The sequence below is a fragment of the Acinetobacter sp. CWB-B33 genome (genome assembly GCF_039655955.1).
In the GTDB taxonomy this organism is placed as follows: Bacteria; Pseudomonadota; Gammaproteobacteria; order Pseudomonadales; family Moraxellaceae; genus Acinetobacter; species Acinetobacter bouvetii.
This window is the reverse complement of the sequence record NZ_JAGFEU010000001.1, coordinates 1,081,397-1,106,033: the sequence shown is the minus strand read 5'-3', so window position 1 is coordinate 1,106,033 and position 24,637 is coordinate 1,081,397. Positions and strand designations below refer to the sequence as shown.

Genomic DNA, 24,637 nt, shown 5'->3' with positions numbered 1-24,637 from the left:
TCTGATTTCTTACAGACCGTTTGATCTCAGGTAAAAATCCATTTAAGCTTCACTTTGAATTTGTAACTTTTTCAAAATAATTGCAATATGTCTGACGAAATTTTTGCTTTAATTGACATCAACAACTGCTATGTCAGCTGTGAGCGGGTTTTCAACCCTTCACTCAATGGAAAGCCTGTCGTCGTTTTATCCAATAATGACGGCTGTGTAGTGTCGCGCAGCAATGAAGCCAAGGCGCTGAACATCGGCATGGCAATGCCTTGGCATGAGGTCAAAAAAGATGCATTACAGGCCGGTGTACAGGTTTTTTCCAGCAACTATGCGCTCTACGCAGATATGTCCCGCCGCTTCTTTATGATTTTGGAACAGTATTTTAACCCCGATGACTTAGAACCTTACTCTATCGATGAATGCTTTATCCGCTTAACCAGTTACAGCAGCCTTTTTGAACTGGAGCATTATTGCCGCGGACTAATCAAAACCATTCAGCAAGGGCTTGGGCTGCCTTGCTGCATCGGCATTGGCAGCAGTAAAACGCAAGCCAAACTTGCCAATCATTTTGCCAAGACGTATTACGGATTTGAGTCAGTCTGCAACCTGACTGAAATGGATTTATGCAGTGTCGAAAGTTTAATGATGGAAACACCTGTATCTGAAATCTGGGGAATTGGACGTAAAATCGGCAAAAAACTCGACAGCTATAACATCCGCAGCTGCTACGATTTAACTTTTGCCAATGAACATCACCTAGCGAAACAGTTTTCAGTCCTGATAGCCCGCACCATTCGTGAGCTAAAAGGTCAATCCTGCATTGCCTTGGATGCCCCTGGCATTCCATCTAAACAGATTCTCTCATCACGGAGTTTCGCTAAACCCTTAACAGATAAAGAGATCATTAAACAAGCGGTGATCTTTCACGTGGGCCGAGCGCACAGCAGGCTGTCCAAACAGCAGCAGCTTTGCGCTTCACTGCATGTGTCCCTCTACGAAAAAGTCCCTTATCCGCCTTATAAAAAGAGTATTTCCCACGCAGTTGGCCTAGAGTATGCCACAGATGACCTGCTCATGATTAACCACGCATGCTTGCATCAAATTGATGTTTTATTTAAGGAAAATACCCAATATGTAAAGGTTGCCGTCATGTTTGGCGCATTGCATGAAAAAAAGCATCACATTTATGATTTATGGCAGCCATTAGCAAAAATTCAGCAGCGGGATCAACTGATGCATACTCTATTGAAAATGCGAAATAGATATGGTTCGGACTGCATTCAAACGGGATATTCCTCTGCAATGCAAACATGGAAAATGAAGCAAGAGCACCGTTCACCGCGGTATACAACCTGCTGGAAAGAACTTTTAAGTGTCGGATGACCTGCATCCTTTACACAAATGATATGAACAGTTTTCGCCAATTCAGTTTAAAATAAAAAAAAACAGATAATTCTAAAAAATGTAATCTTTTAACATTGCCAATTCTTTGCAAAGTTCTCATTATACTGTTCAATTCTGGCATATGCTTTCTACGTCAATTCAAAGAAATTATAAAAGAAATGTGGAATTTCATGCCATAATAAGCAAACTTTGCAGATATCTTGCAAAGTATTTTTGCAACTTTCAATTGGAGCAAGCTGAATGAGTTCGACCATATTGGTCATTCACGGACCGAATCTAAATTTGCTGGGAAAGCGAGAACCAGAAGTTTATGGCTATCTCACCCTTGAGGATATAAATCAGCAGCTCATTGCACAAGCGCAAAATGCATCAATTTCACTCGATACGTTCCAGAGCAACTGGGAAGGTGCAATTGTCGACCGAATTCATCAAGCACAGATCGACGGCGTGCAATTCATCATTATTAATCCAGCAGCATTGACACACACTTCTGTGGCAGTCCGGGATGCCCTGCTGGGTGTAGCGATCCCGTTTATTGAAATTCACTTATCCAATGTGCATGCGCGCGAAGCATTCCGCCATCATTCATATTTGTCGGATAAAGCCGTTGGCGTAATTTGCGGTTTAGGTGCAAAAGGCTATGCAGCCGCACTTGACTATGCTATCGACAAAATCCAGCCATCTTTACAATCTTAAAATTAGGAATACTGTCTCATGGATATCCGTAAAATCAAGAAACTCATCGATTTGATGATTGAATCTGACTTACAGGCGATAGAAGTTAAAGAAGGCGACCAATCGATTGCTTTGACTCGTCGCAGTCCAGTTGTAGCGGCAGCAGTTCCTGCAATGCCCGCGCCTGCAGCTGCAGCAGCGCCTGCTGCCAAAACACCTCGCGGTGCAGTAGAAACTTCACCAATGGTGGGTGTGTTCTATGCTGCGCCAAGCCCAGGTGAAGCAACCTTTGTTAAAGTAGGTCAAACAGTTTCAGCTGGTGAAACACTTGGCATTATTGAAGCAATGAAAATCATGAACCCAATTGAAGCAACTCAAAGCGGTGTGGTTGAAGAAATTTTAGTGAAAAACGGTGATGTCATCCAATTCGGTCAACCATTGTTCCGCTACCGCGCCTAAGACCTCGGGGAAAAATAATGTTGCAAAAAGTTTTAATTGCAAACCGTGGTGAAATCGCGCTGCGTATCACTCGGGCCTGCAAAACTTTAGGAATAAAAACCGTAGGGATTTATTCCGATGCAGATAAAGACCTGATGCATTTGCGTTTCTGCGATGAAGCCGTATGTATTGGACCTGGTGCAAGCAGCGAAAGCTATCTGAATATTCCTGCGATTATTACCGCAGCGGAAATCACAGGCGCAGACGCTATTCACCCCGGCTATGGCTTTTTATCTGAAAATGCGGAATTTGCTGAAATTGTAGAAAATTCAGGTTTTATCTTTATCGGCCCGCGCCCAGAACACATCCGCTTAATGGGGAACAAAGTTTCTGCCATTATTGCCATGAAAAAAGCTGGTGTCCCAACGGTTCCAGGCTGTGACCATGCAGTCACCATTCACAATGCCCTTGCTGAAGCAAAAGAAATCGGCTTCCCGCTGATTGTTAAAGCGGCATCAGGCGGCGGCGGACGCGGCATGCGGATTGTAGAGCGTGTGGATACCCTGCTTGAATCTGTTCAAGCGGCGCAGCGTGATGCAGAAATGTGGTTTGGCGATGATACGGTCTATATGGAGCGTTTCCTGCAGAAGCCACGCCATGTTGAAGTTCAAGTTCTGGGTGACGGCAATGGCCATGCTATCCATCTTTTTGACCGTGACTGTTCTTTGCAGCGCCGCCATCAAAAAGTATTGGAAGAAGCTCCTGCTCCCGGTTTGCCGGAACAAGCGCGCGCAGATATTTTAGAAGCTTGCGTAAATGCATGTAAATTAATGCAATACCGCGGTGCAGGCACATTCGAATTTTTATTCGAAGATGGTGAATTCTTCTTTATTGAAATGAATACCCGTGTTCAGGTAGAGCATCCAGTCACTGAAATGGTGACAGGTGTAGATATTATTGAACAGCAGCTTCGCATTGCGGGCGGCCTTGGGCTGGATATTCAGCAAGAAGATGTGGTGTGTAAAGGCCATGCGATTGAATGCCGTATTAACGCAGAAGATCCAACCACCTTTATGCCATCACCGGGTAAAATCGAGCATTTTTACGCGCCAGGCGGTGCAGGCATTCGCTTAGACTCTCATATTTATCAGGGCTACAGCATTCCGCCGTACTACGACTCAATGATTGCCAAACTGATTGCTCACGGCAAAGACCGTGAAACATCAATTGCCCGCATGAAGCAAGCGCTGGAAGAAATGATCCTAACGGGTATTAAAACCAATATTCCGCTTCATAAAGATTTGATCTTAGAAGATAAAAACTTCACGAAACAAGCAATGGACATCCACTATCTGGAGAAGCATTTGCTGAAACAAGTTGAAGGCCATGAAGACAAAGCATAAGTCTGAATGAAATAAAAAACCGCTCAATGAGCGGTTTTTTATTTCTCAATTTTTAAATTAATTAAGGCAGCACACGGCGCAGTGTTGCGAAGCACTGTTCTGCTTTTTCATTAGAACAGAAGCTAATTGTGCTGGGATTTTGCCACTGCACAAAATACTGTGAAATCTCACCCGTTTGATCAGACTGATTGCCAGAGCAGTCAACCTCGTTATTGTCATATTTCACTTGTAAAATAAGCGCGGGCAATTGCACGCCTTGATCCTGTGAAGGCTGATAATCATATACGCCCGTTGACCATTCCGCACCGCTTTTAATCACAACCTCATTATTGCTTTTAAAATTATAATATTCTCGGCACTTGCGGTTATTGGGAATTTCCATCCCCCATAGGCCGACAATTTCTGGACGTGTCGTCACGCGGTAATTTGTTGCCGTACTTTCATGAACCTGATCATCCGCAGTTTGATTTTGCGGTATTTTTTTATTGTCTGCAGCAATTGCGCCAGAAGCAAACAGCATAAGTAAAACTGTTAAATATGTTTTTTTCATACGTTTATTCAGTCATATAAACCATGTGCTATAAATTACCACATTTTTTTAAAAAACATTCATTTATCACCATTTTATAACAATCATTTTCAGGCAGCACAGCCTACTGCTGATTTAGATAATGCACTTCATTATTTTTCAAAAGAAACTCACAATTTCCATAATTTCTTCACATTCATTGGCAATTTATCGATTAAAATAATCCAGTTGATTAAGCTTTAGTCTAAGAATACCAAAAGCTTAGGCTATTTTCAGGAAGAGATGCGTCTACTTGTATAACCCAGATTATTCATCCGTGCCCATGACCCAACAAGGCAAGGCATTTGCCATTATTGCAATCACCGTTTTTCTGTGCTGCCTTCTCGGAATTTTGACTCGCCCTCTTTCTTTCCTTGCCTTCTTTTGGCCAGCTAATGCTGCTTTATTGGCCATTTTTTTGCGCTTCCCGCAGCTGAATAATGCTGGAGGCTGGATTGGCGCATTTACTGCCTATATGACGGCAGACCTGCTGACTGGAAATGGTTTTGATCTGACTTTTTTTCTGTCTCTTTCAAACTTACTCAACGTCTCTGTCTCCTTATTTTTTATCAATTACTTTCAAATCAATTACCGCAATTATAATAAAGGTTTTACCTTTTTATATTTGTTTGCCATTTGCGCATTTGCCGGCTGTTTAGCTGGCGCGGCCTTTGCCGTATTTACCATACCGCATGTGCCCAATACCTTTATGTCTGCCGACCGTTTTTGGATAGATTTTGGAATGTGGTGGACTGGCGAATTGGTTAATGCAATTTTAATTATCCCTTTAATTTTGTCCATGCCGACTCTAGGCGAACTTAAGCTTACTCTTTACGAAAGAAGACATAAGCAATATCCGCTCAGTCATATTTTCCCGCTCATTGCGATTTTTATTTGCGTGCTTATGACTTATTTTCTAGCGGGTCCTGGGGCGCTTCTCTACCCGCTTGCCGCCTTAATTTGGGCAGCGCTGACGTATAGGCTATTTTCGGTAGCAGTCATTAACTTTGCAGTACTGCTGGCAACCTACCACAGCTTGAATCAATTCTATCTGTCAGAATCATCCAGCGCATATCTATCCACGTCAATTTCCGTGCGGATTGGCTTATTCATGCTAAGTTTAGCGCCGCTGATTTTGTGCATTATCAGTCAAAACCGTCATGAGCTATTCAAGCAGGTTCTGTATTTAGCCAACCATGACAGCCTAACTCTCGCAATGACGCGCCGGTATTTTTTTCAGCAAAGTGAGCTGCTGATGCAAAATGCGAAGCGCCACCCATTTTCAATTATTATGCTGGATATTGATCATTTTAAAAATCTGAATGATCAGCATGGGCACTATGCTGGTGATCTCGTTCTGCAGCATTTTGCAAGAACTGTGCAGCACAATCTACGCAATAATGACTTGTTTGCCCGAATCGGCGGTGAGGAGTTTGTGATTTTTCTGCAAAACGTGCAATTGCAAGAAACTCATGCGATTGCAGAACGCATTCGCGCGATTACAGAGAACTCTCCAATTAGCATCCATACCAAGGCGCCGCTGCACATTACCGTCAGTATCGGCATTATGCATCATAATTTTACAGAACAGAGAACCCTACAGAATTTAATCAATAATGCCGACAATGCCCTGTATCAAGCTAAAAAACAGGGCCGTAATCAAGTTGCCAGCTTTAATTCATCTGAATTTTCTTCGGCAATCCAGCTGTAAAACATAAGCCTGCCAATGTGGAAGCGCCTGCCAGCAAAAAAACCACTTGACCTGAAAGCAGGCTCCAATAATGCCCCGCAAGCACACTGCCGCTTGCAACACCTAAGCCCCACATGGTGCTATATAAAGCTTGGCCTCGGCCTTGCTGCCCTGCAGAAAAATTTTGGAAAATAATACGCATTGCAATCATATGAAATAAACCAAAACTGAAAGCATGAATGGTTTGCCCAACAAACTGCCATGCAAATTCATGAGGATATAATCCCACAATAGCCCAGCGGAACCCGGTTAGAATCAAGCATGAACATACCAGTGCCCGCCATGAAAACCGGGCTAAAAATACGTTGGCAAATGTAAACATGATAATTTCAGCAATGACCCCAACAGACCAAAGCATGCCGATCTGCCCCATTGAATAGCCCATTTGATGTAAATAATTGCTGTAAAAACTATAAAAAGGCGCATGTGAAAAAAGTAGCACAAACTCAATGACAAAAAAACAAGCCACGGCAGGCCTTTTTAAAATGGGCCATAAAGGCTCCAGCTGTTTTTGTGAATGAGGAGCAGAAGTCGGTTCTTTAATGCAAAAAGACCATAGAAATGCCAATGACGCTATGCAAAGCAGCAGGATGGGCAGCCAGGAAATTTGAATAATTTCGAGCAGCGCGCCAATGCAAAATACACCCGCTATAAAACCAATTGATCCCCATTTTCGGACCTTGCCATAAAGCTCAGTACGTTTGTCGCCCAGCCAAAATAAAGTCACACCTTCAAATTGAGCTAGAATCGCATTTTGAAAAAAACTGAAAATCAGCATCAAAAAGGCTATAGATTGAAAACTGTTTGGAATGACAAAAATCAATAGCCAAATACAGCATTCCATCCATGTTGCAAAGCGCACCAGCAGCATACGCTTGCCTGATTTGTCAGCCACCCAGCCCCAAATGAACGGCGCAAAAAAACGGGTAATAATAGCAATTGAAGAAAGAATGCCTATTTCTTGATAGTTAAACCCTTGATCTTCTAAATACAAATTCCAAAATGGCATGAATGTGCCAACAATCGCGTAGTAGAAAAAGTAGAATCCACCTAGTTTTAACTGGATTGGAATAGGTTGCATTACCTTGTAATCCTTTGCATTTTCAACACCTTAAAAACACTAATAGTTGCATTGGATTGCATTCATATACCTCTACTTGCATTCTAACAGTCTACAAATCAGTCTACATTTTTAATTTTTTGTAGATTATTGATTTTTTGTAGACTGCTATTCTAATATACTGATTTACGGTCAATTTATGACTAGAATTTTATCACAATATGTTTACAGAAAAAGACAAAAAATATTTTGAGCCTAATTATTAAAATATGCCTTACACCCAATTATAAAACTTGAATTAATCTTCATGGCTGGATCATCTTTTTCATCATCACATTGATCTGCGGATTTAAGTTGGTTATCACGTGCATAGCGGTAGCCGTAGTACTCTTCTGTATCCTCATTAAAGCCGCCAAGTACTTCTGGTCGCATTTGATACTGAAAATAAATAAACAAAGCAATACTTAGAGCGGCTAGTGCAGCGCAGATGATTTTAAATAGAGCTGATGGTTTATAAAATTGCTTTGAAATCATTTTTATTCTTTATGAGTTATTATTTAAGTGGGGATGATAATTAGAAATCAAGGTGAAGTCTATGTGTTCAAACTTCGAAGCGATAAAGCGAGACCGGGCTTTTCTTCTTAACTTTCCAGATCCACCGCAACCGGTCTTTCCTGATGAGATTTATCCCACATACAATGCCCCACTTGTGTTCAGCAACCATGGCAACATTGAATGGCGCAAAAGAAACCGCCTTTTCAGGCGGTCCGCTATTACAATCTATATATGAAATCAGTAACTCTTCAATGTTTATCTCTATATGGAATCAACTAGAAAACTCTTTAAAGGCATCCAGTGCATTTGCAGCATACATCAATGACGGTCCACCGCCCATATATACAGCAACGCCTAAAAGTTCTTCCAGCTCCTGCAGGGTCATACCCATTTTAACCAAGGTTCTGACATGAAAACCGATACAACCATCACAACGCGATGCAACACCAATCCCTAGAGCAATCATTTCCTTGGTCTTGGGATCAATCACGCCGTCACGCATAGCCGTCTGGGACAACTGATTAAAACTTTTCATTAAATCAGGTGAATCCTGAGTAAAGGTTCTTAAACTGCCTGAAATATTCTGGGTTAATTCTTTGTATTTCATCACTGCCTCTCACATTAAACAATCAACAATAAGGTTGTTCACCTATTCAATAGCTTATTTCTCTACCGGATAACCATGTTGCAGCCAGGCCTGATAACCACCCTGCACAGACTTGACCTGAGTAAAACCCATAGTCTGTAAGTTATCGGCTGCCAATGCTGAACGTCCCCCCGTGCCACATATTAGATAAATCGGCTGATCTTTAAGATGCTCTAGTGCCTGCAGGGTATCGCAATGATGACTCGCCACAGGATGCTGGTGAATTCTCATTTCTAAAACACCACGAGGATAATTCACCGCCCGATCTATCGCTGCCACCTGAAATTCATCCGGCTCCCGAACATCAATCAGAATGGTTTTATGGTTTTTCATCGCTTCAAACAGTTCATCTACGCTCACTTCCTGAATCCGGCTTTTTGCATTCTGGATCAATTGCTCTGCAGTTTTCATCATTTTCATTCTTCCTCAGCCATTAAAATCATATTAATATTTTAGAAACTATGATTAGGTAGATTAAAAGCACTTTAGTTTAAATTCCCAACCCGCTGTTTTAGCCCATGAGCGCTGAATAGATTAAATACATCGCTACCCCAATCACGGTCGTGGCAAAAATTTTCTGGATCTGATTACTGTCTATCCTGTGCATCGCACGACGTCCTATTATCATGCCCACAATACAGGCCAGAACGAAAGTCATCGTGACCGAAACAGGGTATTGAAAGCCATTCAGTACGTGTGCAGAAATACTGACACCGCCAATCAGGAAAATAATCATCAGAGAAGTTGCAACGATGCTGCGCATATCCAGGTCAGTCACTTTACGCAGTGCTGGGACAATCACGAATCCCCCACCTACTCCAAGCAAACCGGTCAGTAAACCTGCCACGAGACCAATAACACCGAGAGATAATGCGGTTTTCATATTCCAGATCAAGCGACCAGTCATTTGATTAACCTTGCACAGTGCATCTCCATGATCATGGACTTTATTAAAAAAAATCCGGTAAGCAATGATCAGCATCACCAAACTGAAAGCCAGCGTGAGCCATACGGAAGAGATAATTCCAGCCAGATGCACGCCATAACGTGCTGCAGGAATACTGATCAGTGCAATCCAGAGCGCAGCACGATAACGCACAATGCGCTTGGACAAACCTTCAAATGTTCCAACCAGTGCTGATAGGGTCACTGCCAGCAAGCCTACAGGTGCAGCCTGTGCTACCGTCCAGCCCTGACTTGCCATCAATGCCGGCACAGCCAGAATACCACCACCCGCACCGGTTAAACCCAGCAAGCCACCGATGGCCAGCCCTTCCAGTATCAACCACATCACACCTATACCTCTCTTAACTCCAGTGATTCAAAATAAAAGAACCTGCTGGTTTAATCCTGAAATTGCCTATTTGAAGTAATTCAGCGGAAGCTTTAAATAAGAAACCCCATTCTTTTCCGGTTCAGGGAACTGTCCTGCTTTCATGTTGATCTGAATCGAAGGCAGAATCAGTTTAGGCATACTCAAGCCTGCATCGCGCTTGTTACGTATCTCGACAAATTCAGCTTTGGTCGTGCCATGATGAATATGAATATTGCGTTTTTTTTGCGTCTGGATATCCGTCTCACACACATAACTATCCCGTGTTTCTGGCAAATAGTCATGGCATAGAAACACTCGGGTAGTCTGCGGCAATTCAAACAGGCGCTGTACCGAATCAAACAGCATGGCTGCACTACCACGTGGAAAGTCACAGCGTGCCGTGCCATAATCCGGCATAAACAAGGTATCGCCCACAAACACGGCATCACCGATGACATAACTCAGGCAGGCCGGCGTATGTCCAGGGGTGGGAATGTTATATGCCTCGATGGAACCAATCTGGAATTTCTCATCATCCTCAAACAGGTAGTCAAACAGCTGCCGGGTATTCCATTGCTTGATATCCAGATGATAGATCGCAGCAAAAGTCTCCTGGACCATCGCAATTTTCTGGCTCATGGCGATTTTACCCCCGAGCGCAGCTTTGAGATACTGCGCTGCAGTCAAGTGATCGGCATGGACATGGGTTTCCAGAATCCACTCGACGGTTAAACCCTGCGCTTTGATATAGGCAATGAGCTGATCGGCATGTGTGGTCGAGGTGCTGGCAGATGCCGCATCATAATCCAGCACACTGTCAATAATTGCACAGGCTTTCGTTGAAGGATCACTTACTACATAACTAAACGTATTGGTAACTTCATGGAAAAAGTCTTTTACGATTGGGGAGTTTGACATGATTAAGCTCCTACCCACTTACGGTGAATCAACACGCCTGCAAGCATCGCAACAATAAAATACAGAATCTGATAATGTCCAAGACCAATCAAGGTAAAACTTGGTGCAGGACATATCCCGGCAATTCCCCAACCAATACCAAAGAGCAGACTGCCCGAAATCAGTTTAGGATCAATCTTGTTATTCTTTGGTAAATCGATCGGTTCATTAAAGATCGTTTTCGGTGCCTGAGTGCGTAACGCTTTTTGAAAAGGAATAAATGCCACAGCAATTGCACCCATCATCACAAAGGCCAGGCTGGCATCCCAATCCCCAAACAGATCAAGGAAATCGAGGACTTTTTCTGGATTCGACATACCTGATACCATCAGCCCCACAGAAAACAAACCGCCAAAAAAGAAAGCCAGAAAGTTTTTCATTTAGAAAGCTCCTGTGATATGACGAATCATATAGACAGCCACAAAACCAGCAAACATGAAACTCATGGTGGCTACGATGGAACGTTTAGACAAACGACTTATCCCGCAAATGCCATGACCGCTGGTACAGCCTGAACCTAAGCGTGTGCCAAAGCCGACCAAGAGACCTGCAACCACCATCATCTGTGGACTCGCATTCAATTCAATTTCTGGTTGAACAAACAGTCCGTAGATAAATGGCACCGTGATTAAGCCCAATAGAAACCAAATCGCAGGTGTTTTAAACATCGTTTTATGGTTCAGCACCTGTCCGATTAAACCACTGATTCCAGCGATACGACCATGCACATATAGATAACCCACCACAGCTACGCCAAGAAGCAATCCACCTACAAATGCGATCAGAAAATCATGCATAAGGTAATATACCCACTTACAATATATATTTTTATATTATATAATAGTTTTAATTAATCAAGAAAAAGATTTGAATTTTTTGTATCTCATTATTAGGACACTTTCATGAACACTACTCAGTTAAAAACGCAAATAGACTTTTCACAAGTCGATCTTGTCAGTGATTGTCTAAAAGTTTTGTCAAATCCAGATCGTCTTAAAATTCTGTGTGTTTTAGTAGAAGGCGAGCTAAACGTACAACAGATTGAACAACACACTAATATCTACCAACCAACCTTGTCGCAACAGTTAACTGTGTTAAGAAACAATCAGATTGTCTCGACACGACGGGAAGGTAAACAGATTTTTTACCAATTGAGTGATATACGTGTTTTGAAAATCATGCAGACACTTTATGAAATTTATTGTAGTCACGATTAATCTAAATATATGACCTATATTTCTATAAGCATAACGTTGAACAGATTTAGTAGAGAAATCGTAATGGTATCGGCAGCTATTCTATTCATCTAGATCTAATACCTGAACAATATGATTGATATTCTAAGCTTTGCTATCTAATAATTGGCCTATTTCTAAAGATGAGTATCCTCGTTCTTTAAAAATTAAAAAATGCCCTCCTATATATGTGTAAGCCTCAAATAGAAATGTACGTTCTTAGAATAAGCACTTTTGCTAATATCAAAGCGGACTGTTTTATATACTCATGTTTATTTCGGATATAAGGCTTTTCTACAATGATCTATATTGGGTCAATGTGAGTTACGACATCAATTACATCATGCTTTTTAAGAACTTCATTTCTTGCATCTACTGCAATTTTGTGTCCATCTCTGACACTTTGTTCACCACTTACTTCCAAATGAACATCTACAATAATCATGTCGCCCATTTTTCTTGTTCTAAGTTGATGCAAACCCAATATACCCTCCTGTTTCAATAATGTTTCTTTGATAGCTGAAATTTCGTTTTCATTTGCCGATTTGTCCATCAAATCATGTAAACCATCCCAGCTAAATTCGAAACCCATTTTAGCAATCATAAAACCAACAATTAAAGCTGCGATTGGATCAAGAATTGGATAACCTGCAAGATTACCAATAATTCCTAATGCCACAACAAAAGAAGAGGCTGCATCTGAACGTGCATGCCACGCATTCGCAACCAATAAACTAGATTTTACTTTTTTTGCGATTGAGAGCATATAGCGAAACAAGAATTCTTTACAAAGCAATGCAGTTATCGCAACCCAAAGTGCCATACTATGGACTTGTGGAATTTGTTCAGGATGAAGAATCTTATGCGTTGCCGTCCATAACATTCCTATACCAACAAATAATAAAATTAGGCCGAGTATAAAAGATGCTGCATTTTCAAAACGTAGATAACCATAAGGATGTACATCATCTGGAGCTTTTTGACTATGACGATTCGCCACGAGTACAATAAAATCAGCAACTAAGTCACTTAAAGTATGAACACCATCTGCGATTAAACCTTGCGATTTCGAAAATATACCAATGAAAATCTGTCCAATCGATAAGAAAATATTAACAACAATACTTACCCATGTTGATTTTGAAGCCGCTTTTGCTCTCAATTCAAGATCAATATTTGATTCAATCATAATCTTTTAAGCTCTTTGTTCATTTTTTAAAATAAAGCATACTTTTCAGTACATTATCTTTAAATACATAATGATGAATTAATGCGGCTAATGCATGAAATCCAATCAGCACCATAAAAAAATTTCCTAGAAATTCATGAGTTTTGCCAATTTTTTCGGTATCCCATGAATTACTAATTAAGGGTAAATTAATTCCGAATAGCTGATAATTATCTGTTAAACCAGACAAAGTACAAAAGCCCAACACAGGGATTAAAAACAACAATGAATAAAGAGTATATTTAACCATCAAAAATAATTTTTTTTGATATTTACTCAGCGGTTTATTAAGCGGAAGATCTTTTCTGTAAATAAAAATCGTTATAATTCTAATAAAAAATAACAAGAACACTGATATTCCAGCAAGAACATGAATTTCTCCACTTTTTAAATGTACTGTTGGATCTCCCCCAGTAATATAAGCTAGCATGACAAAGAGAAGCGTAAGCCAATGTATGATCATTATAGGAAGAGGATATTTCTTTTTCATACTTATACCAAATTTATAGAATATCAAATATATTTCAATATCCTATAAAAAGGATCTTAAAATTTTATTAATTTCCATAATAAAATTACAATAAATTTCTTACGAAAGATATTTTCCATAGTTGAATTTTTTGAGATCATTTCCACGATTTTTAATTGCTGAAAATGATAGCATCTTGAGACGAAGAGTAGCTTGGTCACCTCCATTTTACATAATGGAATGTTACACAAAATAGCCCTCATTCGAGGGCTATTTAATTCACACACTGCGCATAAACAGCAACCTAAACCCTTACTAAAACAAATACTAAATGTAATTTTTCAAGCAGTTCAATTCTGATGTATTCGAATCACACTGAATGCAATTGAAAATTATAAGAAAAGATATTTATAATCAGGTAATTTTCTATACTAGGGTCTCAAATGATCAAAGATCATTTAACAAAACATCCTAAAGCCATATGGATACATTTTTATAAAGATCGCATGTGTTTGATGCAGAATGATGGCGCGGTCAAATCAATAGAAATTCCCCCAATTCCATATAATCATCCAAGAATGATTTTGGCAGATTTTGAAAGTGCTACAATTACATTAAAAGCTTTGATGAAGCACCATTGTAAAGGATTATCTTTTTTCAAGCCCACAGCTCCTATCGCGATTGTCCAAATTATGGAACCGGTACAAGGTGGTTTGGCTAAAATTGAAATACGTGCTTTTAAAGAATTATTTTTTGATACTGGCGCACGAGAAGTAAAGCTTTATGATCTTGATGGAAATCCTATTGAAAGCGAATAACGATTGATCTTTATATTTTTAGAAAGCCCTCAAATGAGGGCTTTTTCATAAAAAAAATCCTTAGAAACGATAACCTACACCTAAATAAGTAATTAATGGGTCAATATCAATTTTAGTTGTAGCATGAATTAACTGTTGGCCTGTAGATTCATTCACAACATTGATTGTAGTTTTGTTATTCAATTTAGCATATGAAACGGACGCTACACCGTACCAATGGTCATTCAAATCATAGGTAAAACCAGCGGTAATAATTGGTGCAATTGCATCATCAGCATCGACATCTACACGCATAATACCAGAGGATACTTTGCCATCTAGCGCTGCCCCTGCTTTATTATCTAAAACATTTTGAATCATATGACCCGCAGCTTCCAAATCTGATCGAATTTCTGAGTTGAGCTTAATGTCATTAAAATAGGCATACATCAATCCTGCACCAATATAGGGTCTAAACTTATTTACACCGCTCTTACCAAATTGATACTGTGCTTCTAACGCAGGTGTCCAAGCGCGTGCAGTTGCAGCTTTTGATTTATTGCTAAGATTTGTAATAGGAATATCTTGCTTAAGGTCTAAACCATCAGGAAATATCATTCCAGAAATACCTGTTGGTGAAGCATGGCCTGATAAAGGTGCTGTAATTTCACCTTTGCCTTTAATATCGACCTTGGGTGGAAGCCCCCCAATGAATTGCAACGATACATTATCATTAAGATAATAATTAAATGTTAAACCTAATGTATCAACATCCTCTGCTTCCAGGCCTGTTCCTCCTGATTGCCATGAATCCAATCCATTGACAACTGCTGTGCCGGACTCTGTTGCGATGATATTTCCATCTGCATCAGATATACCTATCGCTTTGAGAACCCCAGTTTCAGCATAATCTTTGAGCAAATCTTTGGTATTAAAAGGGGTATTTGTTCCATAATCAATATTGGTAGCATTAGGATCTATAGAATTTACGAAAGCGCCTTCACTAATTGATCCAACAGTGGCTACAGTCCCCTTCTTCACAGCCGTATTAATATTAAACGGATTAGCCTTCCCTTGAGGCATGACGTGCAGCCAACCAGCAGATACTGAAAACCGCTTAAAACCATCGGGATTATTTGCTAAAACAGTGTGTGTAACCCCAAACAGCATTATCGCTGTTATAGATTTTGTAAGATTCATGCGCTAACTCCATTAGCATTTTTTAATTAATTGTAAAAACAATTCTTTGTTTTATTTATACATATGCTTAAATTTTTAAATTTGCCATATGTAACAATTGATATTCTATGGATTAAAAACATTGTTTTTCATATCATTTTGAGCCTATATTTATCAATTAGAGACAATCGCTATTTTTTTATTTTTCTAGCTATAAAATAGTTTCTTTCTTATTAAATTATTAGCTCAACTTTAGTTCGTGGATCATTCAGAACTTTCATAATTCTCACACTGCACATAAACAGTGACATTCACCTTTATCGAAATCAAATGCACTGTGCAATCTGACAGCAGAATGCACAGCAATAAAGCTTTGCTCATGATAAAAACAAAGCCTTTTCTTTAGCACGACGATTTACTAATCCATTATTAGCTTTACCATTTTATAGAATGGCGCCAATAAAGTTTCCAGCATTTAAATCACAAGTCGTTTCAGCACCCAGCCAAAAAAGTATCTCTCTTGGGATGGATTACGCTCACAGATTTCAATATAGCGCTGACCCTGCATGATATTCAGTACACGAAGCAATGCCTGCGCACCATCCTTGCCACGCTTTTTAAGAAAAGCGTTTAATGCATTCAGCGTTGCAGGGCCATATATTCCGTCTACTGCCAGATCTGACCAACCCTCTTTGCCTTGGTTATTCAGCAAATTCAATGCACGCTGCAATAATGGCTTTGCAAAAGCTACGCCGCAATTCACACCTGTGTCCAACAGTTCTTCTGCAATAGCAGCATGAATTTGATTTACTTGTTCAAAACGGGGATTCGTCCAATAGGTCTTACGGTAGATCATTTTCGCTAAATCCTTTGGTAAATCCCGCATATGCCCTTTATATCCATGTGCACGCGCTACAGCTTCGGTGATTCCGTACTTTGTTGCACCGCCACGGTCTGTAGGATCGTTGACATAGCCACCTTCACGCTCAATCAGTTCATTAAGGTAAGTTTCAATATTCATTAGTCATTCCCACCTTTGCCATTTCCCCAGATTGCAAGGAACGCTGCTTTAATTTCAGAAATCACCTCAGGCAGCGGCTTGCCTTTCAGCAGCGCAATCGACTGATACAGAATACCGATGGCTAAAAGGCCGAACACCGCGAACATGAGCATGATGAAGCCCTGATACATCGTAGACGTTTTAAGCATTTCAAAATGCTCAATGAAAGCAGATCCACCGTACAAACTCACCGTGACACTTGCCACAAACTTGCCAATGACAGACATTGAAACTTGAATTTTCCCAGTCTTATCAATGTCACCGCTTAACACAAGGGCAAGAATCGCCCCGACAATTGCAGGGATTATCTTAATAATCCACGGGATCGTATTTTCCTGCATGGTTGTATACCTGTATTTTCTATACAAGTATTTTGGCGTGGCTGATAAAGCAGTAAAAAAGCATGTTCCAAATAAAAAAACCCTAGACTTAGATCTAGGGTTTTTCCACAGCACTCATTTCCTTTTTCCGCCTAAACTGCTAATTGCTTTAATCATTTCATTGCCCATTTTAAAATATGCATTGCTCTGCTTCACTTCGGCTTCAATTTCCAATTTTCGTTTTTCCCAGGCCTCTGAAGAATAATAAAATGCTTCAAAACTGACTGGCTGGTGGAGCGCTTCATGCAAAGACATTTTTGAATGCTGAGCCAAATCTTGAGCTGTACTAAACAAGTGACTGATCCAGTTCTTTGATGATTCCAATAAAGGCGGCAGCGGGGTGAAATCGAAGCGGAGCGTCATCTGCACCTCTTGAAATAACCAGACCTTGATTACTGACATTGAGATGAATTTTGCTGAACAGCTGATTATTTAGCGCGTTAAAATCCTGGTAAATCAAATCAAAATCACTTTGAGCACGGCGTTTTAAATATGCTAAACGTTCAGAAAACTGATTAATAAAATCAGTGTCATTTAAACTGCGGTTCGGCAGCTCTGATAAAGCGTCATGCCCGCTGTAACTGATTTGGAATGCCAGCATGCATGCGATCCATTCAGCTGCATTCGTGCAGTGAGCTTCCATATACTCCACTTCTCTACCGATCAGCTGACGTACTGTAATCCCATTATGTGTAATTTCATTTAGCCATGGTTTTTCATTGGACAAATAGCACTTTGAGAAATCCGTATCGGTTGAGAAGAGCGTGATAGATTGCTTTTCCATATATTTCAGCATCAAGCAATAACGCTCTTGAGCCGTCATCAACAAAGGCTGGTCTTTATCAAGAATATGCCTTAAAAATTCACTGATACGTTTTTCATTCAGCCTCTGATCAATGGCCGCGACCTTCAATGCATTATTGAATTCAATTTCATGAAGTTGATAGATATTATTTCCTATTTGTACTGGATCAAAAGTCAGCATTTCTGTTAATTCCCATAAAGTTTACGAACATCATCTGCATCCCATGCTGTTCGGCTCACAATGCTAATGTTTACAGCGAGGTTTAAGCGGTTTCCGTCTTCATCTATCGGCGTGACGATTGGGGCAGAAACGCTTTCCAAAATAAATGGCCAATAGGTTTTACCGTGTGTCGTAAGAGAGATATACGGCGGAATGACACCCGAAAATAGGCCAGCTGCCCCTTGTTCTGAAACATCTGTAAGTACTGTCCCCTGCGACAAATGCACTGGCACAGACCATGATTCCAGCTGCATTATTTTCTCCTCAACTTCAATTTTTGCATTCCTAAAAGCAATAAAAAAAAGACTGAGGTTAAGGCGGACTGAAGCAGTCGAAAGGAAAACCTGAGTTGTGTTGACTTTGTTTAGATTGGTATGCCCTTGAACAGACTTTATAAAGTCAGCCATAGGCTTCATCGCGGCTTTTGCTGCCACTGAAACGGTATCTCCCAGAATACTGTCTGCAGCAGCGCCCATCGACGTTATTGTCTGCCCAGTCTGCAAACCCGCCATCAGCATGGGCATTTTCAGCTCGGGATTACTATTTTCAAAAGGCGTTTGCCATTGGCTTTCCATAGTCTTGTCACCATCGACCAGAAAGGCACGCACTGTAGGCTTGCTGGTATCTACAGTAATGACCTCATTATTACTCTCATCACGTGAAACACTGCAAAGATTGAATTCAGCAAATTTATGTTTTGAGACTTTTCCCCAGAAAGGATCTGCATTCATACGCTCAGGCTGTTTCACCGAGTGAGCATTAGCGGCTGGCACTTTTGAAAGATCATTACCCATAAAATAGCCCTGATTTGAACAGGGCTATTTTCTCAAGGCTGAGCTAAAGCCAACCGCTGCAGTTCCAATCAGCTGGACTGGTAAAGGATTTCAAACAGTGGGTTGGATGCTGAATCAAAACTGGAAATTAAACTTTTCTCCATCTCATCAACAATCAATGCGGCAAGAGCAACCGTATCCACTGTTCTGCCGGCCTTTCTCAAGGCATTCTGAATGATTTTGCTCTTCACATCCCTGTCATCAAAAATGATCGCCGGCACAAGGCTTTCATTCCGCTGGGCGGCCAGCTTCAGCCGCTCCAGCCCGACAACAAGATAATACTTATGCCCTTTTTCAATCACCAGCACCGGATCTTCTTTGTTGATTTTGCTCTCGTCCACTTTAAGCGCCTTGTCTGTGACAATTTGCTTTAATGGAATATGCTCGTAGCTGCCGTCTGCTGCCCATGAGTCAAACTCAGACCAGGTGTGCTGAAGCTTCTGCGGCAGATCCGCCATGGCGATCCGCTGAATGCTCCCGAAGCCTTGCCAGCCGGCTTCAAAATTTGAATGATAGATCTGTTTAGCCTCATCCTCAGATTCAGCACCGATAATGATTTTATGCTCATCAAAGGTGCCGGCGGCATTCAGCTGCCGGATGATATAGGCTTGCTCCGGCACTGAATCCAGGCGGTTTTTAACAAACACGTCAATTTCATCGCCATCCGCGCCTGTTGTATTTTCGATGTAGCCATAATGGTGCTGCATTTTGACTTCCCACTTTTTTCCGCTGGGATCTGTGCCAGCGCGGACGGAGTCTGCAGGATTTTCAATTGCGATATTCAGCTCACCAATCTTTACGGCGCCTTTAAGGTACTTGCCGGCAATCAAGCTCGCCTGATCCGGCAACGTGGCGCGGCTGTAGGGAGAAGTTGCTGCCTGATGGGCATGCTGATCAAACAGCGTGAATTCCTCATTCGCTGAGTCAAACATGCTGATAGTCGCATTGTCCCCATAATTATCATTGATGACTGCTGCGGCATAACTGATCGCGTCTTTAATACTGACTGGTTCCGGCTCTCCAAACAGCCCCATATTCAGCTGATCAATTGCCTGCTTTTCTGCAAACTCCGCCATTGCCTTAAACAGCATGCTCATCTTTTTGGCGCTGCGGCTGTTCTTTGACAGGAATACTGCCAGCTCTGGCACACCCTCCCCCAAGTCACCAAATAAGCCCTGCTGCTGAACAAACTCTGCAATGTCTTGGTCATTTCGCTTTGCAGCAACGATAGTATTGGCAGCATCAATAATGGCATTGGTGACGCGCTTGTCCAGCGCCTGCTCGATCCCATCTACAATTGAGCTGGATACATCCTGAATATCACCACGGCTTACCGCTTGCGCCTCTATAAACTTGGGCGCTGCGGCGCCTAAGGCATTCAGCATGTTATGCAGATCCGGTTTTGTTTGATCAGCCATCATTTCCAGCAACCGGTCATCGTTATAGGCTTTACTGAAAATAGCAGCCTTAATCCGGGCAACCAGCGCCTGAGTCGGCTTGCCTTCGGTGGTGATGTACTGAGCCGCTTCCGTATCGCCTATGGATTTCAGGAAGCCATGAATGAACTTCTGATTGCCGGCCGTCAGCAGGTCGCCGTCATCTCCTGGAGTAAATAAGGCCAGCAGGTTTTCGTCCAGCCGCTTAGCATCTGATTTCGCGCGCTCAGTGGCGCTGAATGACAGCTTATCGTCCTGATTGGCCTCTATCGTGAACTGAACCCGGTCCACTTCTGAAGTTCGGATGCGGACAAGTATGGGCTGCTTGAAGCTTTCTGCCTGCGCAGCGGAAAAGCCGAAATATTCCGCTTCCTCAATCAGCCATTGCCGGTATTCTTCAGCCTGCCCGCGCGCATACGCCAGCTGAATGGCCATCGTACGGCCATTGCCCGATTCAACGACCAAATCATCCCCGACAATCGGAGCGCCAGTATCGGCTCGGCCAGATCGCCCAAGGCTTTCAGGATCTAATCCATTTGACGTTTTTTGAACCCAAGCCTGTGAGGATTCACGGCTGCGGTCGCGCGGCTGCAGTTCCTGAGGGTATTTGGGATTTTCAGCGCCGGCTGCTGTATGTGAAGCGGTGATTTCATCAGCCTCAAACAAGGCAAAAACAGTTGAAACCTTGGTTCCTTTTGCCGTTTTAACATTATTATTGCGGCCTTTAACTACACCAGAGCTAAAAGCCTTAAACAATGTCTTGAAAACTTCTTCTTCAGATAATTCATGGCCTTCCTTATCTGTAATGCTGAGAATTTCAATGTTGATTTCTTGATCGGCTTGTGCTTCAATTGAATCAAAGCCTACTTCTGCACTTTGGGGTCTCGAGCCTGTGATAAAGTCCGTAAGTAGGTTTTTTTGTTTTGAAGCCCCTAAATAATAAAGCAGATTCCCATGCTCATCTAAAGACACTTTGAGCTGAATTTTTAGCGTGAACTCCTGTAGCGCAATATCTTTTGTAAAATGATAGAAACCTTCTGAGCTGTCTTCCCGATCTTTATGCAGCGGTACTAAGTCACTGATTTCACCCGTCATTAAAACTTCAGGAATATATGGGATCGCCAAATATTTAACATCCCGCATCCGGTCATGAATTTTTCCCCGTGATTTAGAGCTGATCCGCACTAATCCAATAGCCGTTTTCACGGATCTGCCTAATAGGTGCTCATTAAAATAAGCTTTTGAAGCTAAGATTAGTTTTCCATCATGATTTTCGAGATTCGATAAATATTCACGGTACAGTTTTTTAGCCTGCTCACTGTCCCATTCAACAATCTCATTATTTTCAACTTTGGATATTAATTTATCGATTGTTGTTAAAACTTCAGATTCATCCTGAATGTTGTCAATTTTTGCAAAATCACTCATCACATACTCAAAAAAATAGCCCTGTTGAGGGCTATTTTGAAAGATGCAGCAGGCCGGATTATTCAGCTGTTCCAGCCAATTCATTGACTTGGGCAATTAATACATTTACGGCGTCAATCAGCAAAGGATCTTGCATGTTTTTTTCTGCCTCTGCACGTACCTGCAGCAGCAATTCAACTGATGCTTCCTCTCTTCCATTAATAATTGACTGATACAGTTTATTAACTTCAGACGTTGCCTGACCGCCTAAAATCTCAATCAATTCGCGCAAACGTTTTGTACTTTGCAGCTTATCCATGCCCTTCATATCAGGAATTGTATCTACCAGCTGACGCAGCTCTTTGGTTAAGTTCAATCTTTCTAATGCATTCATCACGTAAATTTCCTATCAATGAATTTGTGAGGCTTGGCCGACTTGATAAACTGAATAGGAAGTAACGGCCTGCTCAAATAAGTCATTAATTTCTGCAGTAAGCCGGCTGCCAATGTCTTCAAGCTTCGTTTCAACTTCATTTGGCTTCGAGAAATCTACTTCACCCTTAATGACTTGATTCAAATAATCAGCATCATCTTTGTTGCCGCTGGATGCATTCGATGTTTCCAACAATACTGCCAGTTCACCAAAAGCAGGATATTTTGCAATTATCTCATCAATAGTATTAAAGAATCGTGGCGCTCCAAATCCACGGTTCCATGCACGTGTTTGAGCGTTATTTGCTGAAACTTCCCATTCACCGCTTGTATTCAAATGTGCAGTCCAAGAATCAACTTTCTTTTCATTTTTAAAAGCCTGGTAATAACCGTCGCCTAAATCTTCAATTGGAGGATATGCCTTTGCAGGTTCAGCAGGTTCAGCAGGTTCAGCAGGTTCAGCAGGTTCAGCAGGTTCAGCAGGTTCAGCAGGTTCAGCAGGTTCAGCAGGTTCAGCAGGTTCAGCAGGTTCAGCAGGTTCAGCAGGAATATTCTCATTTTGTAAGGTTTGCTGGGCCTGATGTCGATCCAGCTGATTCAGTAAACCCTGAATTTCAGCCTCGAGCGCAGATTTTATGCCCTGTTTATCAAGCAACCGCTGTTCCGCATCTGCTAAGGCCTGAACATTTTCCGCTTTTTTAGCCTGAGTACGCTTAAAGCGGGCACTATTCTGATTCACCAGCTTCATGATCCGGCCTGCCAGTACCGGCATTGCAATGCCTTCCCCCTGATTCGGCTGTACGGCGCCAGTAATATCACGGCTATTCATGAGGATCTTCCATGAAATCAGCGTATCCTGCGGCGCAATTTTTTTAGCTTCACGGTCTGGATGATGAAATAGAATCGTGATGCTTTGACCATCTTCAAAATTATAAGAAACGGCAATATTCAGCACTTTTTTATGCTTAAACGGCTTTTCACTTTGTTCAACATTCAGAATTTTTACACCGCCTTTTGATGTGTTCTGCATCACTTTGTGGAGCATGGCCATCAGCTTTTCTAAATACTGATATTCAACAATGATTGAATCAAAGTCCGCATACACAGCGCCGATAGACTCAAGCAGCGGCGCCAGTCCATCAAACTCCCGCAAGAGATCACCATGATCATCATGCCGCTGCATATCCAGCAATAGATGTGAAGTTTGTCCTTCGTGTGAGGTTAAATTAATCCCATCCCAGCCGGGCACGGTGGAACAGGTGACATCCTGAAGCTGGGCCAGCTGCCATTCAGGAATGATGTTTTTATTTTTATGGTAGTGAGGTACAGCTAAATACCGCATGAGCCCTTGAGGATTCGTTTCAATGACTGAGTCAGCAGCAGAATCAAACATGCGGCCGAACTGCAGTCCTGCCAATGCCGAAGCCTGCGTATCGTCTACGGCGCCCAATACGGCAACTGAATCAAAAGCTGGAATATTGTCTTTATGGCCCTTCAAATTCACAATACGCCACTGATCATCTTCTGTAGCAGTTTCAGTCACAATTGCATTCAGTGTCCGATACTTGCCTTGAATAACGCCAATTGAGCATGTTCCGCTGTTTACAGCTGAGTCAAAGCCTGCAATGGTGCGGGATTTATGTGGAGCCCAGCACTGTTTGAAAATATCAATATTTCGCATTTAAAAATGCCTCAACTTTTTATACTTGAGGCAATTTTGTCACTTCAAAAACTTCGCACTGTTTATGTGTTCCAATCACTTCAACATGGGAAACATCTTAATAAAATTCAGCGTTACTATGCCAACCCCGCCACGGTTAGAAGCATCCAGCGGAATGCTGCCAGTCTGCAGCGCGACCATGTGCTGAACTTCAAAAACCCGTGTTGAATAACTGTGCCTATCATAAATATATATGGTCATTTTCATCAGATAATCGATCGGTAATGCCTGTGTCCCGCCGGTCGCCCCATCTGGAAACATAATATCTTTGATAAAGCCCGCACTATTTAAAATGTCAGCATTTTTTGTCTCAATAAATGGAATTGAAATTTCACCTGAATTGTTTCCCGTTAAAAAATTCAGCTGAAAAGCCCCCACCTGCGCACTGTCTGTCTGCGCATCCAGCACAGACAAATCAATACTCTGGCATAACCAAGGCAGCCGCACCTGTTCTTCAAAAATGGGAATATCCTGTTGTGCAATCGCACTGTTTGGATCAAAGGGCTTAAGCTCTACCCCAAAATGAATGTTTGAGATTGTTCCTAATTTATAGATCCCGTCATAAATAGCCTTTGCCTTACTGATCGGCATGCCAGACCACATGCCTTGTAAGGCATTTGAGGCTGCTTCTACACTAATCGGCGGCAAAGTTCCCCCATCATAAATACTCATAGC

The 24,637-nt window shown here is 41.7% G+C and carries 27 protein-coding genes; 7 read left to right on the top strand and 20 right to left on the bottom strand.

The genetic code is table 11. From position 1 onward, the window contains the following. The first annotated feature begins 87 nt into the window (after nt 1–87). The 4 genes from JZ784_RS05335 (at nt 88) to accC (ending at nt 3,911) form a co-directional block, all read left to right on the top strand. Complete coding sequence (locus JZ784_RS05335) at nt 88–1,374, top strand: Y-family DNA polymerase (protein ID WP_346314082.1); 1,287 nt, start codon at nt 88–90, stop codon at nt 1,372–1,374. 261 nt (nt 1,375–1,635) lie between these two features. Continuing rightward, a complete protein-coding gene (gene aroQ, locus JZ784_RS05330) occupies nt 1,636–2,091 on the top strand; it encodes a type II 3-dehydroquinate dehydratase (protein WP_005010082.1) in 456 nt (151 codons plus the stop codon). 18 nt (nt 2,092–2,109) lie between these two features. After that, nucleotides 2,110–2,529 carry an acetyl-CoA carboxylase biotin carboxyl carrier protein gene (gene accB / locus JZ784_RS05325; protein WP_005010083.1) on the top strand — a complete coding sequence of 140 codons (420 nt, stop codon included), beginning with the start codon at nt 2,110–2,112 and terminating at the stop codon, nt 2,527–2,529. A gap of 17 nt (nt 2,530–2,546) precedes the next feature. Beyond that, on the top strand, nt 2,547–3,911 hold the full coding sequence (gene accC, locus JZ784_RS05320; protein ID WP_005010084.1) for an acetyl-CoA carboxylase biotin carboxylase subunit: 1,365 nt from the start codon (nt 2,547–2,549) through the stop codon (nt 3,909–3,911). A gap of 61 nt (nt 3,912–3,972) precedes the next feature. Here accC and JZ784_RS05315 read toward each other — a convergent pair whose 3' ends face one another. Continuing rightward, nucleotides 3,973–4,461, bottom strand: coding sequence for a hypothetical protein (locus JZ784_RS05315; protein WP_346314081.1), 489 nt, complete (start codon nt 4,459–4,461; stop codon nt 3,973–3,975). Nucleotides 4,462–4,762: 301 nt separating this feature from the next. Between JZ784_RS05315 and JZ784_RS05310 the strand changes: the two genes are divergently transcribed. Beyond that, on the top strand, nt 4,763–6,190 hold the full coding sequence (locus tag JZ784_RS05310) for a diguanylate cyclase (RefSeq protein ID WP_346314080.1): 1,428 nt from the start codon (nt 4,763–4,765) through the stop codon (nt 6,188–6,190). Here JZ784_RS05310 and JZ784_RS05305 read toward each other — a convergent pair. From JZ784_RS05305 to JZ784_RS05270, 8 genes are all read right to left on the bottom strand, one after another. Next, the gene (locus JZ784_RS05305) at nt 6,153–7,310 is read right to left on the bottom strand and encodes an MFS transporter (RefSeq protein ID WP_346314079.1); all 1,158 of its coding nucleotides are present in this window, start codon (nt 7,308–7,310) and stop codon (nt 6,153–6,155) included. The genes JZ784_RS05310 and JZ784_RS05305 overlap by 38 nt on opposite strands. Nucleotides 7,311–7,544: 234 nt before the next feature. Further along, nucleotides 7,545–7,823, bottom strand: a complete 279-nt coding sequence (locus JZ784_RS05300) for a hypothetical protein (RefSeq protein WP_346314078.1) — start codon at nt 7,821–7,823, stop codon at nt 7,545–7,547. Between the two features lie 292 nt (nt 7,824–8,115). Then, nucleotides 8,116–8,451, bottom strand: a complete 336-nt coding sequence (locus JZ784_RS05295) for a carboxymuconolactone decarboxylase family protein (RefSeq protein ID WP_346314077.1) — start codon at nt 8,449–8,451, stop codon at nt 8,116–8,118. A gap of 54 nt (nt 8,452–8,505) precedes the next feature. Then, a complete protein-coding gene (locus JZ784_RS05290) occupies nt 8,506–8,901 on the bottom strand; it encodes a rhodanese-like domain-containing protein (RefSeq protein ID WP_346314261.1) in 396 nt (131 codons plus the stop codon). A gap of 100 nt (nt 8,902–9,001) precedes the next feature. Further along, a complete protein-coding gene (locus JZ784_RS05285; RefSeq protein WP_346314260.1) occupies nt 9,002–9,781 on the bottom strand; it encodes a sulfite exporter TauE/SafE family protein in 780 nt (259 codons plus the stop codon). Between the two features lie 69 nt (nt 9,782–9,850). Further along, entirely contained in the window at nt 9,851–10,723 is an 873-nt protein-coding gene (locus JZ784_RS05280; protein ID WP_346314076.1) for an MBL fold metallo-hydrolase, read from the bottom strand. 2 nt (nt 10,724–10,725) lie between these two features. After that, entirely contained in the window at nt 10,726–11,142 is a 417-nt protein-coding gene (locus JZ784_RS05275) for a DUF6691 family protein (RefSeq protein WP_346314075.1), read from the bottom strand. After that, the gene (locus JZ784_RS05270; protein WP_346314074.1) at nt 11,143–11,559 is read right to left on the bottom strand and encodes a YeeE/YedE thiosulfate transporter family protein; all 417 of its coding nucleotides are present in this window, start codon (nt 11,557–11,559) and stop codon (nt 11,143–11,145) included. 105 nt (nt 11,560–11,664) lie between these two features. Between JZ784_RS05270 and JZ784_RS05265 the strand changes: the two genes are divergently transcribed. After that, nucleotides 11,665–11,979 carry a metalloregulator ArsR/SmtB family transcription factor gene (locus JZ784_RS05265; protein ID WP_346314073.1) on the top strand — a complete coding sequence of 105 codons (315 nt, stop codon included), beginning with the start codon at nt 11,665–11,667 and terminating at the stop codon, nt 11,977–11,979. Between the two features lie 322 nt (nt 11,980–12,301). Here JZ784_RS05265 and JZ784_RS05260 read toward each other — a convergent pair whose 3' ends face one another. Both JZ784_RS05260 and JZ784_RS05255 read right to left on the bottom strand, forming a co-directional pair. Beyond that, nucleotides 12,302–13,186: a cation diffusion facilitator family transporter gene (locus JZ784_RS05260; RefSeq protein WP_346314072.1), complete on the bottom strand. Its 885-nt coding sequence runs from the start codon at nt 13,184–13,186 to the stop codon at nt 12,302–12,304. A 19-nt stretch (nt 13,187–13,205) separates the two neighbouring features. After that, nucleotides 13,206–13,715 carry a cytochrome b/b6 domain-containing protein gene (locus JZ784_RS05255; protein ID WP_346314071.1) on the bottom strand — a complete coding sequence of 170 codons (510 nt, stop codon included), beginning with the start codon at nt 13,713–13,715 and terminating at the stop codon, nt 13,206–13,208. A gap of 422 nt (nt 13,716–14,137) precedes the next feature. Here JZ784_RS05255 and JZ784_RS05250 point away from each other — a divergent pair, with 422 nt between their 5' ends. Next, nucleotides 14,138–14,512, top strand: a complete 375-nt coding sequence (locus JZ784_RS05250; protein WP_346314070.1) for a rod shape-determining protein — start codon at nt 14,138–14,140, stop codon at nt 14,510–14,512. 60 nt (nt 14,513–14,572) lie between these two features. Here the strand turns inward: JZ784_RS05250 and JZ784_RS05245 are convergent, their stop codons facing one another. The 9 genes from JZ784_RS05245 to JZ784_RS05205 all read right to left on the bottom strand — a co-directional run bounded on the left by JZ784_RS05245 (nt 14,573) and on the right by JZ784_RS05205 (nt 24,634). Next, nucleotides 14,573–15,661 carry an OmpW family outer membrane protein gene (locus tag JZ784_RS05245; RefSeq protein ID WP_346314259.1) on the bottom strand — a complete coding sequence of 363 codons (1,089 nt, stop codon included), beginning with the start codon at nt 15,659–15,661 and terminating at the stop codon, nt 14,573–14,575. Nucleotides 15,662–16,145: 484 nt separating this feature from the next. Further along, nucleotides 16,146–16,691: a glycosyl hydrolase 108 family protein gene (locus JZ784_RS05240; RefSeq protein WP_346314069.1), complete on the bottom strand. Its 546-nt coding sequence runs from the start codon at nt 16,689–16,691 to the stop codon at nt 16,146–16,148. Beyond that, the gene (locus JZ784_RS05235) at nt 16,691–17,071 is read right to left on the bottom strand and encodes a hypothetical protein (RefSeq protein WP_346314068.1); all 381 of its coding nucleotides are present in this window, start codon (nt 17,069–17,071) and stop codon (nt 16,691–16,693) included. The genes JZ784_RS05240 and JZ784_RS05235 overlap by 1 nt, the downstream gene beginning before the upstream one ends. A gap of 325 nt (nt 17,072–17,396) precedes the next feature. Next, on the bottom strand, nt 17,397–18,095 hold the full coding sequence (locus JZ784_RS05230) for a hypothetical protein (protein ID WP_346314067.1): 699 nt from the start codon (nt 18,093–18,095) through the stop codon (nt 17,397–17,399). 5 nt (nt 18,096–18,100) lie between these two features. Beyond that, nucleotides 18,101–18,865 carry a hypothetical protein gene (locus JZ784_RS05225; protein ID WP_346314258.1) on the bottom strand — a complete coding sequence of 255 codons (765 nt, stop codon included), beginning with the start codon at nt 18,863–18,865 and terminating at the stop codon, nt 18,101–18,103. A gap of 131 nt (nt 18,866–18,996) precedes the next feature. Continuing rightward, the gene (locus tag JZ784_RS05220) at nt 18,997–21,831 is read right to left on the bottom strand and encodes a hypothetical protein (protein ID WP_346314066.1); all 2,835 of its coding nucleotides are present in this window, start codon (nt 21,829–21,831) and stop codon (nt 18,997–18,999) included. Nucleotides 21,832–21,889: 58 nt separating this feature from the next. Continuing rightward, a complete protein-coding gene (locus tag JZ784_RS05215; RefSeq protein WP_346314065.1) occupies nt 21,890–22,204 on the bottom strand; it encodes a hypothetical protein in 315 nt (104 codons plus the stop codon). Between the two features lie 15 nt (nt 22,205–22,219). Beyond that, nucleotides 22,220–23,923: a hypothetical protein gene (locus JZ784_RS05210; protein WP_346314064.1), complete on the bottom strand. Its 1,704-nt coding sequence runs from the start codon at nt 23,921–23,923 to the stop codon at nt 22,220–22,222. A gap of 75 nt (nt 23,924–23,998) precedes the next feature. Beyond that, nucleotides 23,999–24,634, bottom strand: a complete 636-nt coding sequence (locus tag JZ784_RS05205) for a hypothetical protein (protein ID WP_346314063.1) — start codon at nt 24,632–24,634, stop codon at nt 23,999–24,001. Between the last annotated feature and the right edge of the window lie 3 nt (nt 24,635–24,637).

Bases quoted from the DNA above. Each gene is read 5' to 3' on its own strand.
- JZ784_RS05215 (WP_346314065.1), bottom strand. From the start codon at position 22,204: ATGAATGCATTAGAAAGATTGAACTTAACCAAAGAGCTGCGTCAGCTG.
- accB (WP_005010083.1), top strand. From the start codon at position 2,110: ATGGATATCCGTAAAATCAAGAAACTCATCGATTTGATGATTGAATCT.
- JZ784_RS05235 (WP_346314068.1), bottom strand. From the start codon at position 17,071: ATGCAGGAAAATACGATCCCGTGGATTATTAAGATAATCCCTGCAATT.
- JZ784_RS05310 (WP_346314080.1), top strand. From the start codon at position 4,763: ATGACCCAACAAGGCAAGGCATTTGCCATTATTGCAATCACCGTTTTT.
- JZ784_RS05250 (WP_346314070.1), top strand. From the start codon at position 14,138: ATGATCAAAGATCATTTAACAAAACATCCTAAAGCCATATGGATACAT.
- JZ784_RS05295 (WP_346314077.1), bottom strand. From the start codon at position 8,451: ATGAAATACAAAGAATTAACCCAGAATATTTCAGGCAGTTTAAGAACC.
- aroQ (WP_005010082.1), top strand. From the start codon at position 1,636: ATGAGTTCGACCATATTGGTCATTCACGGACCGAATCTAAATTTGCTG.
- JZ784_RS05245 (WP_346314259.1), bottom strand. From the start codon at position 15,661: ATGCTGTTTGGGGTTACACACACTGTTTTAGCAAATAATCCCGATGGT.
- JZ784_RS05260 (WP_346314072.1), bottom strand. From the start codon at position 13,186: ATGATTGAATCAAATATTGATCTTGAATTGAGAGCAAAAGCGGCTTCA.
- JZ784_RS05205 (WP_346314063.1), bottom strand. From the start codon at position 24,634: ATGAGTATTTATGATGGGGGAACTTTGCCGCCGATTAGTGTAGAAGCA.
- JZ784_RS05290 (WP_346314261.1), bottom strand. From the start codon at position 8,901: ATGAAAACTGCAGAGCAATTGATCCAGAATGCAAAAAGCCGGATTCAG.
- JZ784_RS05265 (WP_346314073.1), top strand. From the start codon at position 11,665: ATGAACACTACTCAGTTAAAAACGCAAATAGACTTTTCACAAGTCGAT.
- JZ784_RS05210 (WP_346314064.1), bottom strand. From the start codon at position 23,923: ATGCGAAATATTGATATTTTCAAACAGTGCTGGGCTCCACATAAATCC.
- JZ784_RS05225 (WP_346314258.1), bottom strand. From the start codon at position 18,865: ATGAATGCAGATCCTTTCTGGGGAAAAGTCTCAAAACATAAATTTGCT.
- JZ784_RS05280 (WP_346314076.1), bottom strand. From the start codon at position 10,723: ATGTCAAACTCCCCAATCGTAAAAGACTTTTTCCATGAAGTTACCAAT.
- JZ784_RS05285 (WP_346314260.1), bottom strand. From the start codon at position 9,781: ATGTGGTTGATACTGGAAGGGCTGGCCATCGGTGGCTTGCTGGGTTTA.
- JZ784_RS05240 (WP_346314069.1), bottom strand. From the start codon at position 16,691: ATGAATATTGAAACTTACCTTAATGAACTGATTGAGCGTGAAGGTGGC.
- JZ784_RS05275 (WP_346314075.1), bottom strand. From the start codon at position 11,142: ATGAAAAACTTTCTGGCTTTCTTTTTTGGCGGTTTGTTTTCTGTGGGG.
- JZ784_RS05305 (WP_346314079.1), bottom strand. From the start codon at position 7,310: ATGCAACCTATTCCAATCCAGTTAAAACTAGGTGGATTCTACTTTTTC.
- JZ784_RS05315 (WP_346314081.1), bottom strand. From the start codon at position 4,461: ATGAAAAAAACATATTTAACAGTTTTACTTATGCTGTTTGCTTCTGGC.
- accC (WP_005010084.1), top strand. From the start codon at position 2,547: ATGTTGCAAAAAGTTTTAATTGCAAACCGTGGTGAAATCGCGCTGCGT.
- JZ784_RS05270 (WP_346314074.1), bottom strand. From the start codon at position 11,559: ATGCATGATTTTCTGATCGCATTTGTAGGTGGATTGCTTCTTGGCGTA.
- JZ784_RS05300 (WP_346314078.1), bottom strand. From the start codon at position 7,823: ATGATTTCAAAGCAATTTTATAAACCATCAGCTCTATTTAAAATCATC.
- JZ784_RS05335 (WP_346314082.1), top strand. From the start codon at position 88: ATGTCTGACGAAATTTTTGCTTTAATTGACATCAACAACTGCTATGTC.
- JZ784_RS05220 (WP_346314066.1), bottom strand. From the start codon at position 21,831: ATGAGTGATTTTGCAAAAATTGACAACATTCAGGATGAATCTGAAGTT.
- JZ784_RS05230 (WP_346314067.1), bottom strand. From the start codon at position 18,095: ATGCTGACTTTTGATCCAGTACAAATAGGAAATAATATCTATCAACTT.
- JZ784_RS05255 (WP_346314071.1), bottom strand. From the start codon at position 13,715: ATGAAAAAGAAATATCCTCTTCCTATAATGATCATACATTGGCTTACG.